This window comes from Paraburkholderia sp. RCC_158 (assembly GCF_041355255.1).
Classification (GTDB): domain Bacteria; phylum Pseudomonadota; class Gammaproteobacteria; order Burkholderiales; family Burkholderiaceae; genus Paraburkholderia; species Paraburkholderia graminis.
Genome location: NZ_JBFUPM010000024.1, coordinates 63,572 through 78,370, shown reverse-complemented (window position 1 = coordinate 78,370; position 14,799 = coordinate 63,572). Strand labels below are relative to the sequence as shown.

Annotated in this window: 9 protein-coding genes; 7 read left to right on the top strand and 2 right to left on the bottom strand. The window is 60.4% G+C overall.

From position 1 onward, the window contains the following. Positions 1–7 precede the first annotated feature (7 nt). From AB6809_RS30825 to AB6809_RS30795, 7 genes are all read left to right on the top strand, one after another. The gene (locus tag AB6809_RS30825) at positions 8–2,404 is read left to right on the top strand and encodes a phosphoketolase (protein WP_029968795.1); all 2,397 of its coding nucleotides are present in this window, start codon (positions 8–10) and stop codon (positions 2,402–2,404) included. Positions 2,405–2,490: 86 nt separating this feature from the next. Further along, on the top strand, positions 2,491–4,989 hold the full coding sequence (locus tag AB6809_RS30820) for a glycogen/starch/alpha-glucan phosphorylase (protein WP_371027937.1): 2,499 nt from the start codon (positions 2,491–2,493) through the stop codon (positions 4,987–4,989). Further along, positions 4,976–7,066, top strand: a complete 2,091-nt coding sequence (locus AB6809_RS30815) for an isoamylase (protein WP_310032053.1) — start codon at positions 4,976–4,978, stop codon at positions 7,064–7,066. The genes AB6809_RS30820 and AB6809_RS30815 overlap by 14 nt, the downstream gene beginning before the upstream one ends. A 90-nt stretch (positions 7,067–7,156) precedes the next feature. Then, positions 7,157–8,746: a TrkA C-terminal domain-containing protein gene (locus AB6809_RS30810; protein ID WP_310032051.1), complete on the top strand. Its 1,590-nt coding sequence runs from the start codon at positions 7,157–7,159 to the stop codon at positions 8,744–8,746. A 56-nt stretch (positions 8,747–8,802) separates the two neighbouring features. Then, positions 8,803–9,798: a 2-hydroxyacid dehydrogenase gene (locus AB6809_RS30805; protein ID WP_006051612.1), complete on the top strand. Its 996-nt coding sequence runs from the start codon at positions 8,803–8,805 to the stop codon at positions 9,796–9,798. A 198-nt stretch (positions 9,799–9,996) separates the two neighbouring features. Next, a complete protein-coding gene (locus AB6809_RS30800; protein ID WP_006051611.1) occupies positions 9,997–10,566 on the top strand; it encodes a YSC84-related protein in 570 nt (189 codons plus the stop codon). A 92-nt stretch (positions 10,567–10,658) separates the two neighbouring features. Continuing rightward, positions 10,659–12,278: a tetratricopeptide repeat protein gene (locus AB6809_RS30795; RefSeq protein WP_310032048.1), complete on the top strand. Its 1,620-nt coding sequence runs from the start codon at positions 10,659–10,661 to the stop codon at positions 12,276–12,278. 82 nt (positions 12,279–12,360) lie between these two features. On the opposite strand, the gene AB6809_RS30790 is transcribed toward AB6809_RS30795, so the two are convergent. Together AB6809_RS30790 and AB6809_RS30785 are read right to left on the bottom strand one after the other, a co-directional pair. After that, positions 12,361–12,816 (bottom strand): hypothetical protein, encoded by a 456-nt coding sequence (locus tag AB6809_RS30790; RefSeq protein ID WP_371027936.1) that lies wholly within the window; start codon positions 12,814–12,816, stop codon positions 12,361–12,363. A 317-nt stretch (positions 12,817–13,133) separates the two neighbouring features. Next, positions 13,134–13,988: a DUF2092 domain-containing protein gene (locus AB6809_RS30785; protein WP_371027935.1), complete on the bottom strand. Its 855-nt coding sequence runs from the start codon at positions 13,986–13,988 to the stop codon at positions 13,134–13,136. Between the last annotated feature and the right edge of the window lie 811 nt (positions 13,989–14,799).

Here is a 14,799-nt window from a genome sequence, read left to right as displayed (position 1 = left end):
CACCAGCATGAGCAGCGATCGAGCATCGGACTCCTCGTACCCAACCGCGCTCTCCAACGACGAACTAAGGCGGATCGACGCCTGGTGGCGCGCGTGCAATTACCTCTCGGTCGGCATGATTTACCTCAAGGACAACCCGCTTTTGCGCGAACCCCTCAAAGTCGATCATGTAAAGCACCGTCTGCTTGGGCACTGGGGCGCAAGTCCCGCGCTTTCGTTCGTCTGGGCGCATCTGAATCGCGTGATCAAGCGCGACGACCTGGACATGATTTTCATGGCCGGGCCTGGGCACGGCGCGCCTGGCGTACTCGGCCCAGCCTATCTCGAAGGCACCTATTCGGAGGTCTACCCGGACAAAAGCGAGGACGCCGAAGGTATGCAGAAGTTCTTCAAGCAGTTCTCGTTTCCGGGACATATCGGCTCGCATGTGACGCCCGAAACGCCCGGCTCTATTCATGAGGGCGGTGAACTCGGTTACAGCCTGTCGCACGCTTATGGCGCTGCGCTCGACAACCCCGATCTGATCGTGGCCTGCGTGGTCGGCGATGGTGAGGCCGAGACAGGTCCGCTTGCGACCGCGTGGCATTCGAACAAGTTCATCAATCCCGCGCGCGACGGCACCGTACTGCCAATTCTGAACCTGAACGGCTACAAGATCGCCAATCCGACGATCCTCTCGCGCATCAGCCACGGAGAACTCGCGGCGTTACTCGAAGGCTACGGCTATATGCCGTATTTCGTCGAAGGGTCCGACCCGTCGCAGATGCATCAGACAATGGCCGGCACGCTCGATACTGTGATCGCCGACATCCGCTCGATTCACGAAAGAGCGCGCGCGGATGGCAATGCCGAGCGTCCACGCTGGCCGATGATCGTGTTGCGCACGCCCAAGGGCTGGACGGGGCCGAAGGAAATTAACGGCCATAAGGTCGAGGGGTCATGGCGTTCGCACCAGGTGCCGTTCTCGGATGTAAGGGGAAACCCCGCGAACCTCGACCTGCTCGAAAGCTGGATGCGCGGCTACAGGCCCGGCGAATTGTTCGATGACTCCGGAAGGTTGCTTACGGAACTGCGCGAGCTTGCGCCGCAAGGCCCGCGCCGCATGAGCGCGAACCCGCATGCAAACGGCGGATTGTTGCGCCGCGATCTGAAGCTGCCCGACTTTCGCGACTACGCGGTCGAAGTTTCACGCGCCGGCAATGTGCTGCGCGAAAACACGCAGCCGCTCGGCCAGTTTCTGCGTGACACCATGCGTTGCAACATGGACACCTTCCGCGTCTTCGGCCCCGACGAGACTGCGTCGAACCGGCTTCAGTCGATTTACGAAGTCAGCAAGAAAGCGTGGATGGCAGACATGCTGCCCGAAGACGACGACGGCGGCGAACTGTCGCGCGATGGCCGCGTGATGGAGATGCTCTCGGAGCACACGCTGATGGGGTGGCTCGAAGGCTATCTGCTTTCCGGCCGCCACGGCTTCTTCCACACGTATGAAGCGTTCGCGCACGTGGTGGACTCGATGTTCAACCAGCACGCGAAATGGCTGGACGTATGCAAGAACCATGTGCCGTGGCGGGCTTCGGTGGCCTCTGAAAATATCCTGCTTTCGTCGACGGTATGGCGTCAGGATCACAACGGCTTCTCGCATCAGGACCCCGGCTTCATCGACCTCGTGACTAACAAGAGTCCCTCGGTCACACGGGTTTATTTGCCGCCGGACGCCAATACGCTGCTCGTCGTGGCGGATCAGTGCCTGCGCTCGACCGACTGCATCAATGTCATCGTCGCCGACAAGCAGAAGCACCTGCAATTCACGACTATCGACGAAGCGGTCGTGCATTGCGCGAAAGGCATGGGTCTTTGGCGGCGCGCGAGCAATGACGAAGACATGGAGCCCGACGCGGTGATGGCTTCATGCGGCGACGTTGCCACGCAGGAAGCGCTCGCAGCAACGGCCATTTTGCGTGAGCGTCTGCCCGAGTTGAAACTGCGCTTCGTGAATGTAGTCGATCTGTTCAAAATGCAGCCGGTGACAGAGCATCCGCACGGCTCGACGGAGCGCGAATTCGACAGCCTGTTTACCGTCGATAAGCCCGTGATATTCAATTTTCACGGCTACCCGTGGCTGATTCACAAGCTTGCGTATCGATTCCGCAATCACGAGAATCTGCACGTTCGCGGCTACACGGAGAAGGGCAACATCAATACGCCGCTCGAACTGGCGATACTCAACAAGGTCGACCGCTTCAATCTGGTGCTGGACGTGCTCGATCGTGTGCCGCGCCTGCAGGGCAGAACCGCACATCTAAGAGAAGACATGAGGAACGCGATCATCCTCAACATGAATTACGCGCATGAGCACGGTACGGATAATCCGGAGTTGTCGGAATGGGTGTGGCCGTATTGACCGTCCGGAGCATAGAACCTGCGTTGCGCGATCCAACGGGAGCCGGGGCCGATCCCGCCCCGGCGTGAAATGCGAGGGCCGAGACCATGAACGAGGTTTCCGTAGCGGAAGCGGCTTTGAATACGCAAGGCGCCACTCACGACGTGAGCGGCTACGCGTTCCAGAACGACGTAGTCAGGAATCTGATTTGCCGGGTAGGACGCTATCCGGACATTGCAAGCCCGCACGACTGGTACATGGCGCTTGCCTTCAGTGTGCGCGATCGGATGCTCGCGCGCTGGGCCGAGTCGACGAAAGTCTACGCCGCACAAAACGTCAAGGTCGCCTGTTACCTGTCCGCAGAGTTTTTGATCGGCCCACAGCTTGGCAATAACCTGCTCAATCTCGACATGGGAGACGAAGCGCGCGAGGCGATGCATGCGCTGGGGCAGGATGTCGACGCGCTGCTTGCGATCGAGGAAGAACCCGGACTTGGCAACGGCGGCCTCGGACGCCTTGCCGCGTGCTACATGGACTCGCTTTCCACGCTGGAAATACCGGCGATCGGTTATGGCATCCACTACGAGTTCGGCATCTTCGATCAGGTTATCCGCGACGGCTGGCAGGTGGAGGTGACAGACAAGTGGCTGCAGAACGGCAATCCCTGGGAAATCGTACGGCCGGATGTGAGTTACTACATCGGCTTCGGCGGATACACGCAACAGCAGACCGACGCTGAAGGCCGCCTCCGCGTGAACTGGATACCGGCGCGGCAAGTGAAGGGCGTTGCCTGCGACCTGCCGGTGCAGGGCTATCGTGTCGATACCTGCAATGTACTTCGGCTGTGGAAGAGCGAAGCGGTCGAGTCGTTCGACTTCCAGGATTTCAACGCCGGCGAATACTACGAGGCTGTGCAGGAGAAAGTGGTTTCTGAAACCTTGTCCAAGGTTCTCTATCCGAACGACGAGCCCGAGGCGGGCAAGCGTCTGCGGCTTGCGCAGCAGTATTTTTTTGTTTCGTGTTCGCTGCAGGATATGTTGCGGCTAGCGGCATTGAAGAACACATCGATCGAACACTTTCCTGACCTGTTTGCCGCGCAACTCAACGATACACATCCATCAATCGCCGTTGCCGAGTTGATGCGTCTGCTGCTGGACGTGCACGGACTTTCCTGGGATGCGGCGTGGGATATCACCCAGCGCACTCTTGCATACACCAATCACACGCTGTTGCCCGAGGCGCTTGAAACGTGGAGTCTGCCGCTCTTTCAGAGCCTGCTGCCGCGCCAGCTCGAAATCATTTATGAAATCAATCACCGTTTTCTCGATAGCGTGCGGTGTGCTTTTCCCGCCGACGACGCGCGCGCGACGCGCATGTCGCTGATCGACGAACGCGGCGACAAGAAGGTGCGCATGGCGCATCTCGCCACGGTGGGCGCGCATGCGGTCAACGGGGTCGCGGCATTGCACTCCGATCTTTTGCGCCAGACGGTGCTGCGTGATTTTGCGGAGATGTATCCACAACGCTTTCTCAACGTGACGAACGGCGTGACGCCGCGCCGCTTTCTCATGTTGAGCAATCCGGGGCTCGCGGGTCTTCTCGACAGGACTATCGGCGCGAAGTGGCGAGCCGACCTGACCGAGCTCGACGCGCTTGCCGCGCATGCCGACGATGACGGCTTTCACGAGGCGTGGCGTGCAATGCGCTTCGACAACAAGGCGGCGCTGGCGGCGCGTATCGCTGATGCAACAGGTATCGACGTCGACCCGAACGCGCTATTCGACGTCCAGGTCAAGCGCATCCACGAGTACAAACGCCAACACCTGAACGCGTTATACATAATCAGTCTGTATCGGAGGCTATGCCGCGATCCGGGGCTCGACATCGCGCCGCGCTGCTTCATCTTTGGCGGCAAGGCGGCGCCGGGCTACGCGATGGCCAAGCTGATGATCCGCCTGATTACGGGCATTGCCGAAGTCGTCAATGATGATCCGGTAATCGACGGTCGGCTGAAAGTCGTGTTCTATCCTGACTTCAACGTGAAAAACGGGCATTGGGTGTATCCCGCCGCGGACCTCTCGGAGCAGATTTCAACCGCGGGCAAGGAGGCATCCGGCACGGGCAACATGAAGTTCATGATGAACGGCGCGCTGACCATCGGCACACTCGATGGCGCGAATGTGGAGATCCGCGAAGAAGCGGGCGCCGACAACTTCTTCCTGTTCGGCTTGACCGCGCAACAGGTCGAAGAGGCCAAGCGCGACGGCTATCGTCCTTCCGACTATGTGAAGTCTAACGACGAACTGAGCGATGTGTTTTCGCAGATCGCGCAAGGGCGCTTCTCGCGGGGCGACCCGAATGTATTCAGGCCACTTGTCGACAGTCTGCTGCAATTCGACCCGTTCCTCGTGCTGGCCGATTTCGCGGATTACGTCGCGTGTCAGCAACGTGTGAGCGACGCGTGGCAGGACGCAAGGCGGTGGACGCGAATGTCGATTATGAATACGGCGCGATCGGGCAAGTTCTCGTCCGATCGTGCGATAGGTGAGTATTGCGAGCGCATATGGAACGCTCGTGCAGTGAGGATCGACCTTGAGCAGCGCTAACGTCGATAGCCAGCGTATTTATGTAGCGCGGCCCGGCTCACGATTTCCGCCTGGTGCGTCGGTCGTGCCGGGCGGCGTGAATTTCTGTATTTTCTGCCGGCATGCGACTCGCCTGGAATTGCTGCTTTACGCTTCGCCGGATAGCATCGCACCGTTCCAGATCGTCGGACTAACGCCCGAAACAAACCGCACATTCTATTTCTGGCATGTGTTGATAGAAGACCTTCCGGAGCAATGCTGCTACACGTGGCGTGCATACGGCCGTCATGGTGTTCCGCAACTGGATGACGAATCCAGCAGCCGTTTTGAGCTGCTCGATCCCGGCGCGCGCGCGGTCAGCGATCGGCGATGGCGCCGCCAGCCCGCTGCCGCTGTACGGGAGCGAGAGCATGCTTCGCTGCGAGCCATCGTCACCGAACCGCTGGGCGAACGCGAAGACGTGAGCGTGCGCACACTCGATGACGCGATCATCTACGAGCTGCATGTAGGCGGATTCACGCGCGATTCGTCGAGCGGCGTTCAACACCCCGGAACGTTCTCGGGGCTGATCGAGAAAATCCCCTATCTGAAGGATTTGGGCATCACGCACGTGGAGTTGCTGCCGGTGATGGCTTTCGATGAGCAGGACGTGCCTGCACCGGCTGCAGCGATCGGCCTCGTCAATTACTGGGGCTACAGCACGCATAGCTTCTACTCTCCGCATCCTGGCTATAGCGTCGAACCTGGGCGCGCGCCGCAGGAGTTCCGTGCGTTCATTGATGCGATGCACGCGGCCGGGATCCAGGTGCTGCTGGACGTGGTGTTCAATCACACGGCGGAAGCGGGCGCGAGCGGCCCGGTGATCAATTTCAAGGTGCTCGCCAACGAAGTCTTCTATCACGTCGATCCGGCGCAAGGAGGACGTTATCTCGACTACACCGGCTGCGGCAATACGGTCAACTGCAATCATCCGCTGGTGTCGGCGTTCATCCTGCGTTGTCTCGAGTACTGGGTTCGGGAATTCGGCGTGGACGGTTTTCGTTTTGACCTCGCGAGCGTATTCACGCGTGGCGAGGGCGGTGCATTGCTAGGTACGCCGCCGTTGCCGTGGGCAATGGAAGCTTCCCCGGTACTCGCGCGCGTGCCGCTGATCGCGGAGGCCTGGGACGCGGCGGGGCTGTATCACGTCGGCGCGTTTCCGGGCATGGCGTGGGCCGAGTGGAACGGGCGTTACCGTGACGTGATCCGGCGCTTCGTGCGCGGCGATCCTGGAATGATCGGCCAGATGTGCACGTGCCTCGCTGGGAGCGCTGATCTTTACCAGGCGGACGGCAGACTGCCAGTGAACAGCATCAACTTCGTCACCTGCCACGACGGCTTCACGCTGCGCGATCTCGTCAGCTACGACGCGAAGCGCAACGAGGCCAACGGCGACGACAACCGCGATGGCAGCAACGATAACCTCTCGTGGAATTGCGGCGAGGAAGGCGACACAAACGATCCGTCGATCGTCCGTCTGCGTTTGCGGCAGGGGCGCAACTTCATTGCGATCCTGCTGCTGAGCCAGGGTGTACCCATGCTTCTCGCCGGCGATGAAATCCTGCGTACCCAGCGCGGCAACAACAACGCTTACTGCCAGGACAACGAACTGTCGTGGACCGACTGGCGCTTCTCCGATGACTCCCTTGACATGCTGCGTTTCGTGCGCGAGATGATTGCGCTGCGCAAGCGTCACCCGAGCCTGCGTCGTCGCCGGTTCTTCACGGGCGGTACGGAGCATGGCCAAACGCATCCCGATGTGGCGTGGCACGGGGAACGGCTCGGAGCGCCCGCATGGGGAGACCCGCAGGCTCGCCTCGTCGCGTTCACGCTCGCGGCACAGGCGCTCGACGAGCCCATGTTGCACGTCATCTTCAACATGAACGCAGACGGGCGCGATGTTGAGCTTCCCGCGCTCGACGACGCGAGCTGGCGGCGGCTCGTCGATACGGCTGCGGAACTGCCGTCGAAAGTCGTTTCGAACATTGAAACGGCCCGCGTCGAGCGCGGTATCTGCCGCGTCGAATCGCGCAGTGTGGTCGTACTTGAATCGAGATGAATTGGTGCAGTGGTGCAAGACCGTCGGCGGCAAAGCGACTTCCATATCGATGTATTGCTGCATTGCCTTGTACAACCTGAGGGGGGCGTCATGGACGCAGTCAGAACCTTCGTCGAAGCTCAGCCGCTCTTTGCGCTGTTTTTGACGATCGCGGTTGGCTACCTGATCGGCGAAATCAATGTGAAAGGCGTGGCGCTGGGCTCCGGGGCAGTACTGTTCGTTGGACTGGCGCTTGGCGCGTTCGCGCCAAAAGCCACGCCGCCAGCGTTGCTGGGCACGCTGGGTCTGTTGATGTTTCTGTATGGCATCGGCATTCAGTACGGCGCACAGTTCTTTCGTGGACTGACGAGCCGCGAGGGCCTAAAGGCCAATCTCGCCGCATGTATCGGCGTCATTGCGTCAGGCCTCGCAGCGTGCGCGTTCATCCGCTTTGGCATTACGCTCGCCGACTCTCTCGGCATGTTCGCAGGGAGCGGCACGAGCACGGCGAGCCTTCAGGTTGCGATCGCATCGATGAACAGCAGCGATGCCGCCGTGGCCTATAGCGTTGCCTATCCGTTCGGCGTGGCCGGGCCGATTCTATTTATCTATGCGCTCAACGTGGCGCTCAAAGCCAGGATACGCAAGCCGCCCGCGAAGTTGCTCGAGACTGCGGAAATCGCGCTGCGCAATGAGCGTCTCTTTGGTCTGCGGTTGCCGGAACTTCTGACACGACTGCCTGCTGGCGTAGCCATCGCGGCCGTGCGGCGCGCGCATCGCAACCGGCTCCCCACCGACGATCTCATTCTGCGCGCCGACGACGTCCTTCTTGTCACGGCCACCGACGCGCGCCTGCTCGAGGAGGCGACGACGCTGTGCGGGGAGTTGCAGCCGGGACGCATCGCGAGTCACCGGGAAGACCTGGACTACATGCGCGTGTTCGCTTCGAATCCGTCGGTGGTCGGCATGCCGCTTGGCAGTCTGCGTTTCCCGGACGGTGTGAACTGCGCGGTTGCGCATGTGCGGCGCGGCGATACGGATCTGCTGTCCACGCCGGAGCTTGTTCTCGAAGCGGGTGATCGGGTCGGCCTGCTCGTGAACCGCGCGCATCAGGTGGCCGTGCGCGCATTCTTCGGCGATTCGATCAAGAGCACGGCCGATCTCAGTTTCATTTCCTTGGGCATAGGCGCGGCTGCGGGACTGCTGGTCGGCGCGATCCCGCTGCGCTTTCCGGGTCTCGGTGCGTTCAGTCTGGGTCTGGCGGCGTTGCTGCTGGTCGCGCTGTGCCTTGGCAAGGCGCGCCGCAACGGACCTTTCGTATGGACGATGCCGCTTTCCGCGAACCTTGTCCTTCGCAACCTCGGACTCACCATCTTCCTCGCGCAAGTGGGCATCGCTTGCGGACCCAAGTTCGTCACGACCGTCGGGACCGCGGGGCCGCTGCTGCTGCTTTATGGCGCGATAACTTTGCTCGTGCTCGTCGGCGTCACGGCGATATGCTGCCTGTGGGTTTTCAAGCTGTCTTTCGATACATCGGTGGGCGTGATTTGCGGTGCAACCGGCAACCCCGCGATTCTCGCCTTCGCGAACCGCGTTGCGCCGACGGATCAGCCCGACATCATGTACGCAATGATTTTCCCGTCGATGACCATCCTCAAGGTGCTTTTCGTGCAGCTTGCCATAGCGATTGCGGCCGCCTAGACAAAGCTGCGCCGCACGAGGACGGACGTTCAACCCGGACACTGAAGGAGTCGATCATGGAAGTAGCGGTATTTAGTTCGACGCGCTATGAACGCCGGTATCTCGACGGAGCGAATCGCAACGGTGCGCACAAGCTGCATTACTTCGACGTGTTGCTGGATACGGATACCGCCGGCCTCGCCGCCGGCTACGGCGCCGTCTGCATCTTCGTCAACGACAAGGCGGACGCGGAAGTACTCGGCGCGCTGCACAGGGGAGGGACGCGTCTGCTGGCTCTGCGCTGCACGGGCTTTAACAACGTCGATCTCGCCGCCGCCGCCGGGCTCGGCATGAAAGTGGTGCGCGTGGTGACGTATTCGCCGAACTCCGTGGCGGAACATGCCGTAGCGCTTCTGCTCGCAATCAACCGAAAGGTGCATCGTGCCTACAATCGCACGCGTGACTCGAATTTCTCGCTTGACGGGCTGACTGGCTTCGACCTTTGCGGCAAGACGGTTGCGGTGGTCGGCACCGGCAAGATCGGCTGCGTGTTCGCAAAGATCATGCTCGGCTTCGGCTGCAGGGTGATCGGTTTCGATCCGCAACCGTCGGCGGAATTTCAGGCGCTCGGCCTGAGCTATGCGAAGCCCGGCGAGATAGGGGAGCAGGCCGACGTTATTTCGCTGCATTGTCCGCTTACACCGGCGACACACCACGTGATCAACCCGCAGACGCTCGCACGCGCGAAGCGAGGCGCGATACTCATCAATACCAGCCGCGGGGGCCTGCTCGACACCGAGGCTGCCATCGACGCGTTGAAGACCGGGCAGCTCGGCGGCCTTGGAATAGACGTGTACGAACAGGAGAGCAATCTCTTCTTTCGCGATCTATCGAGCGAAATCATCACCGACGATGTCTTTCAGCGACTCGTGTCGTTCCCCAACGTAATTGTGACGGGGCATCAGGCCTATCTCACGCACGAGGCGTTGACGACCATTTGCGAAACCACGCTTGAAAGCGTCTCGGCATTCGAGAACAATCGGACTTTAGAGAACGAGGTGAAGATCCAGTAGCAGCGTGTGCTATTGACTACGCGAAGCGAGGCTAACGAGGTCGCGACGCATCGGACCAAGGTCCTATACCTGCCCGCGTGCGCGAGGCCTATCGTTCATGTGCGGTGTTGCCGCGTTACTCCGTCGCGTGGCGGATACGAATCGCAATCTCATCTGTTTCCAGGCGCAAATCTGGCGCACTTCAATAAGGGAACGCTCATGAACCGTCGCACTTTTTTTTCGGTTAGCGCAATCGCACTAGCCAGCTCGCTCGCCGCGTGTGGCACGACCTCGAATCCGACGGAAGCGGCCAATAAGCGCAATGAAATCGACGACGGCGTCGATGGCGCCCTCAAGAAGCTATACAGTTCGACGCCGGGTGCTCAGGCGCAGGCCGGCAACGCCAAGGGGATTCTTGTCTTTCCGTCCGTGTTCGCGGCAGGCGTGGTGGTCGGTGGCGAATACGGCGAAGGCGCGCTTCGCGAGCGAGGCACGTCCGTCGGGTATTACAAGACCAGTACCGCCTCATTTGGCTTGCAGATCGGCGCCCAGTCCAAGGCGGTGATACTCATGTTCATGACGCAGGATGCGCTCGACAAATTCCGCACCACCGACAAGGGCTGGACAGCCGGCGTGGATGGCTCCGTCGCGGTGGCCAAGACTGGCGCCAACGGTTCGCTCGACACTGCAACGACCAGTTCGCCGATCGTCGGTTTCGTGGTCACGAACTCCGGCTTGATGGCCAATCTCAGCTTTGAAGGCACGAAGGTCAGCAAGCTCGACATCTAGAAGCGGTGGCGGACCGGATGAATCTCCGCTGAATGTGGCGGTAACCAACCGGAAGCATCGCTCGTAAGACCCGCTAGACGCGATTCCGTACAATGGGCCTCTACGATCTTTGGACAGATCGCACTTGCCTGGTGCCCAGCGTAATGAGTCACGATACTGAACACATTCTCGCCGCCGCGCAGGCGAACTTGCAGGCCGGCCGGCTCGACGATGCGGCAAGCCTGCTTCACGGCATTCTGAAGACCGCTCCCGACCACGGCGAGGCGCTCGCAGGCCTTGGCTATATCGCCGCCCAGCAGGGCGATCATGCACGCGCCGCGGACTATCTGATCCAGGCATCGGAGCGTGCGTCACTCTCGTGGCATCAACTGAAGTTCGCCGCGCAGGTTTGTCGGCTGGCGCAGCGCCGCGATGCTGCTATAGCGCTGCTCGAACGCTGCCTGGCGCAGTGTCGCAACGATGCCGCCGCGTTGCATGGTGTGGCGGTGTCGCTGATAGAGCTTGGCGAATCGCAGCGGGCACTCGAGGTGTTCGTGCATCTTTGCAAGGTCCATCCGCAACTAGCCGAAGCACACTACAACCGGGGAACGCTGCTAGGCACGATGGGGCGCTATGACGACGAGCTCGATGCCTACCGGCAGGCCATCGCGCTCAAGCCGCGGTTCGTGCGCGCATACGTTAACCTCGGGGTCGCATTGCGAGATCTCCGGCGCTTTGATGAGGCGTTGCTTCAATTCAGGAAGGCGCTTTCGATCGATCCGAACGACGCCGGCGCACGCACGAATCGAGCACAGACCAATTTACTGCTGGGCGAATTCGAACACGGCTGGCGCGAGTATGAATGGCGCTGGCGCGATGGCACGGGCGACCACGGATTTCCGCAGCATTCGCTATGGACTGGCGCGCAACCGATAGGCGGCAAGACAGTGCTCGTTCATCATGAGCAAGGGTTCGGCGACACGCTGCAATTCGTACGCTTCGTGGATCAGCTAAGTGCGGCCGGCGCGCATGTCGTGCTGCGTGTCCAGGACGCGTTGTTACCGCTCCTCCGACATTATCCTGGCGCGGCGGAAGTTATCGGTGAGACCGACCAGGTAAAGCATTTTGACTATCACATTCCAACCATGAGTCTGCCGTTTGCGCTCAAGGTGGGGACACCCGGTCCCGCGCTATCCGGTCCCTATCTGCAGGCCGACGAAGAGCTTGTCCGTCAATGGGACGAGTTGTTGCCGGTCGCCAGGCGACGGCCGCGGATTGGGATTGTGTGGTCGGGAAGCCGTACGCATCTGAACGATCACAATCGATCGATTCCGCTTGAGCAACTAAAGCCGGTATTCGAAACCGACGCGGAATTCTTCGCGTTGCAACCGGATGTGCGCGATAGCGATCGCGCGTGCCTCGCACAACTTGAGCAAAGCGGGGCGCTACGCGATGTGTCAGGACGGCTAACCAGCTTTGCCGAAACCGCTGCGCTGATCGCCCGGCTCGACCTGGTAGTCAGCGCCGACACAGCCGTGGCGCACCTGGCCGGGGCGCTTGGAAAACCCGTCTGGATCGCTCTGCCGTTCATGCCGGACTGGAGATGGCAACTCGATAGGAACGATAGTCCGTGGTACGCAAACGCGCGGTTATTCCGGCAAACCACGAGAGGCGATTGGACGGGTGTTGTCGCTGCGCTTCGCGCAGAGATCGATGCATTGCCGGACGTCTAAACGGTGGCTTTCGTGCTGACATTCGAGAGTCAGCAGGACCCAAGCTATGCTCCACCGCCAGCCGTGCGAGAGGCGACCGCGATCAATATCCAGGCGGTGTCGGAACTTGTGTGTACACCACGCCGCCGCTGCCATACCCCGTCGCGAACCACGTCGCGCCGCACTTATAGTACGGCACCTCGTTAACGGCGATTGGTGCGACGTTGCACGGCGGCGCGACAGGCGCAGGCGCTGCGACGACCGCAGCGGTTGCGGGCGGCGGTGCGGTTGCGGCAGCGGTCGCACCAACCACCATTGCCCCGGCCACAAATCCGACTGCCGCAGAGCCGCCGTCCCAATCCGAGTTGGAGCAGTTGTTGCAATCGCCATGGTAGTTGTTCTGCACGTTGCTCACGGTGTTAGCCCGCGTGTTCTGCATCTCCTTAGCGGTGGATTGACGTGCACCCTGGTTCTGGCTCGACGCAGCCTGGCGCTGGGACTGGTTCTGGCTCGCGCTCTGCTGGCGGTTCGCCTGGTTCTGGCTGGAGGTTGCCTGCATCGAACTCGCTGAACTCTGACGCGCGCTCTGATTCGCACTTGATGTCGAGGTCGCTGTAGCCTGGCGAGAGGTCTGCCGTTGTTGGGCCGTTGCCTGCTGTCCGCCGGGAGATCGTGAACCGCCTTGCACAGCGGTCGAGCCGCCGGAAGAGAGGCCCCCAGCCGACGCTGCCCCGCCACGCGAAAAGCCACCTTCGCCGCCGCCGCCACGGGCGCCACCACCTCGCTCGCCTCGTGCATCGACCTGGTTGATCAGCGCCAACGTGAGCACTGCGGCGAACAACGCCGCAATGGCACGGTCCCACGGTCCTGTTTTCATTATTTGGCTCCCTTCTTCGCCGACGACTGGCGAGCCGTGTGCGACGCACGCGGAAGTCGCGCTGCGAACGCGACTTTCTGCAGGCCCTCGGGGACCTGTGCCGAGAAGGTCGCATCGTTAAGTTGGGGCGCGAGATTCCAGTCGATAAAATCCGCCCAGAACTGGGGCTGGCCTACAGCCTTCTTGTAAGTCAGTACGATCCGCTGCAGCAGGGGCTTGTCGCCATCGGCTACCCACACCTGAAAATCCACCGTGTCGGTACGCGCGGCCAGATGATGGGACGCAGTTCCGTAGATACTCGTCTTCTCGACATAGTCCACCGAACCTACCCTGGTTTGCAATTCTTCTGGCAACCGGTTCAACAGCAGCGCAGCGAGCGGCAGGCGCATGCCGAGATCCTTGACGAAATACACGATGCTCTGGTCCAGCGCACCTGGTTGCGGCGCAGTCGCATAGACTTTGCTGGCGAGATCGACCAGAACGATCTCTTTTCCAGTCAGGACAACTAGTGTTTTTGCGCCATCGCTGCGCTCGGTTTCTACTCGCATGCGATCCGGCCGGCTCAACGTAACGGTGCGGTATTCGCCGAATTCGATTTTTTGCCCAGACGGCTGCTCCGCGTCGTAGCCGCTGCGCACACCGACACGAAAGTTCTGCGTCCCGCCAAGGAACTGCGCCATTTTCATGAGAATCGCGCGAGCCTCGGCTTGCGAGGCGGTTTCAGGCTGAGCTCGCGCGGCACGCACCGGCGGTTCTTTTTGCCCGGAGGCAGGATAGGCGTGAGGAGCGCTGCTCAATAGCAGAACTAATAGCAAGCTCGCCCACGATGAGCGGCGCAATAAGTTAGTGATCAATTTATTAACTCCTCAGCTGGAACAGCCCTGAGAGCTGTCGGTCCGCCCATATAAAGAATAGTGGATTACAAAGTTTTTACCATGCAAGGATGCGCATCTTAGCCAGCTAACGCGCAGCCAGGGTCTGATCAGGTGTGGTCATGGTTGCTCGATTTCGAGCCACGTGAAGTGTATTTCCGCCGGGCGTCTAGGCGTCTTGCCGGTACCGAAGGATTGGCTTATGGATTTAAAGCCCATCGGACTACGAATGATTTGCGAAGGGATGGTCTCAAGCCACGCGGGCGTTGCTCTAAACGGGTGCTCGAACCTGAGCCGGCACCAACGACTAGCGCCCCACCATTGCATCGCCACAAGCAAGCGCACCGTCTATCTGCCACTCGCATTGCGCTCAGTCTCGTTGCGATAGCTCACCCTTCACAGGCAGTGAAAAGCACGAGAAAACTCGAAAGCCTTAGAACGATACATCTAATGACAGGTGCGGTGCAAGTTTGAAACAACGGCATCAAAAAAAGTTTGACGACCGATTTTGATTTGTTATTGTCCCTGTCCATTGAGCGCTTTGGTAACACGCAGCGCGCGGCCGTGAGATCCGTGAGTTTCTATCTCCACGCTTTTCCCGCCTGAGCAAAAGTCAGCGTTCCGGTATTCGGACGCCGCTTTCGCTCGCGCTCGAAAGTCGTGGCCGGGTTCGCGTCGTATGGGACACGTCGGACGAGACACTGTGCGGCGTCCATACACCAGACGAAGCCTGGCCAAAAAGGCATCAAACAAGATTTGTATATATCAAACAAATTTTGACTCTGCGTTTCTG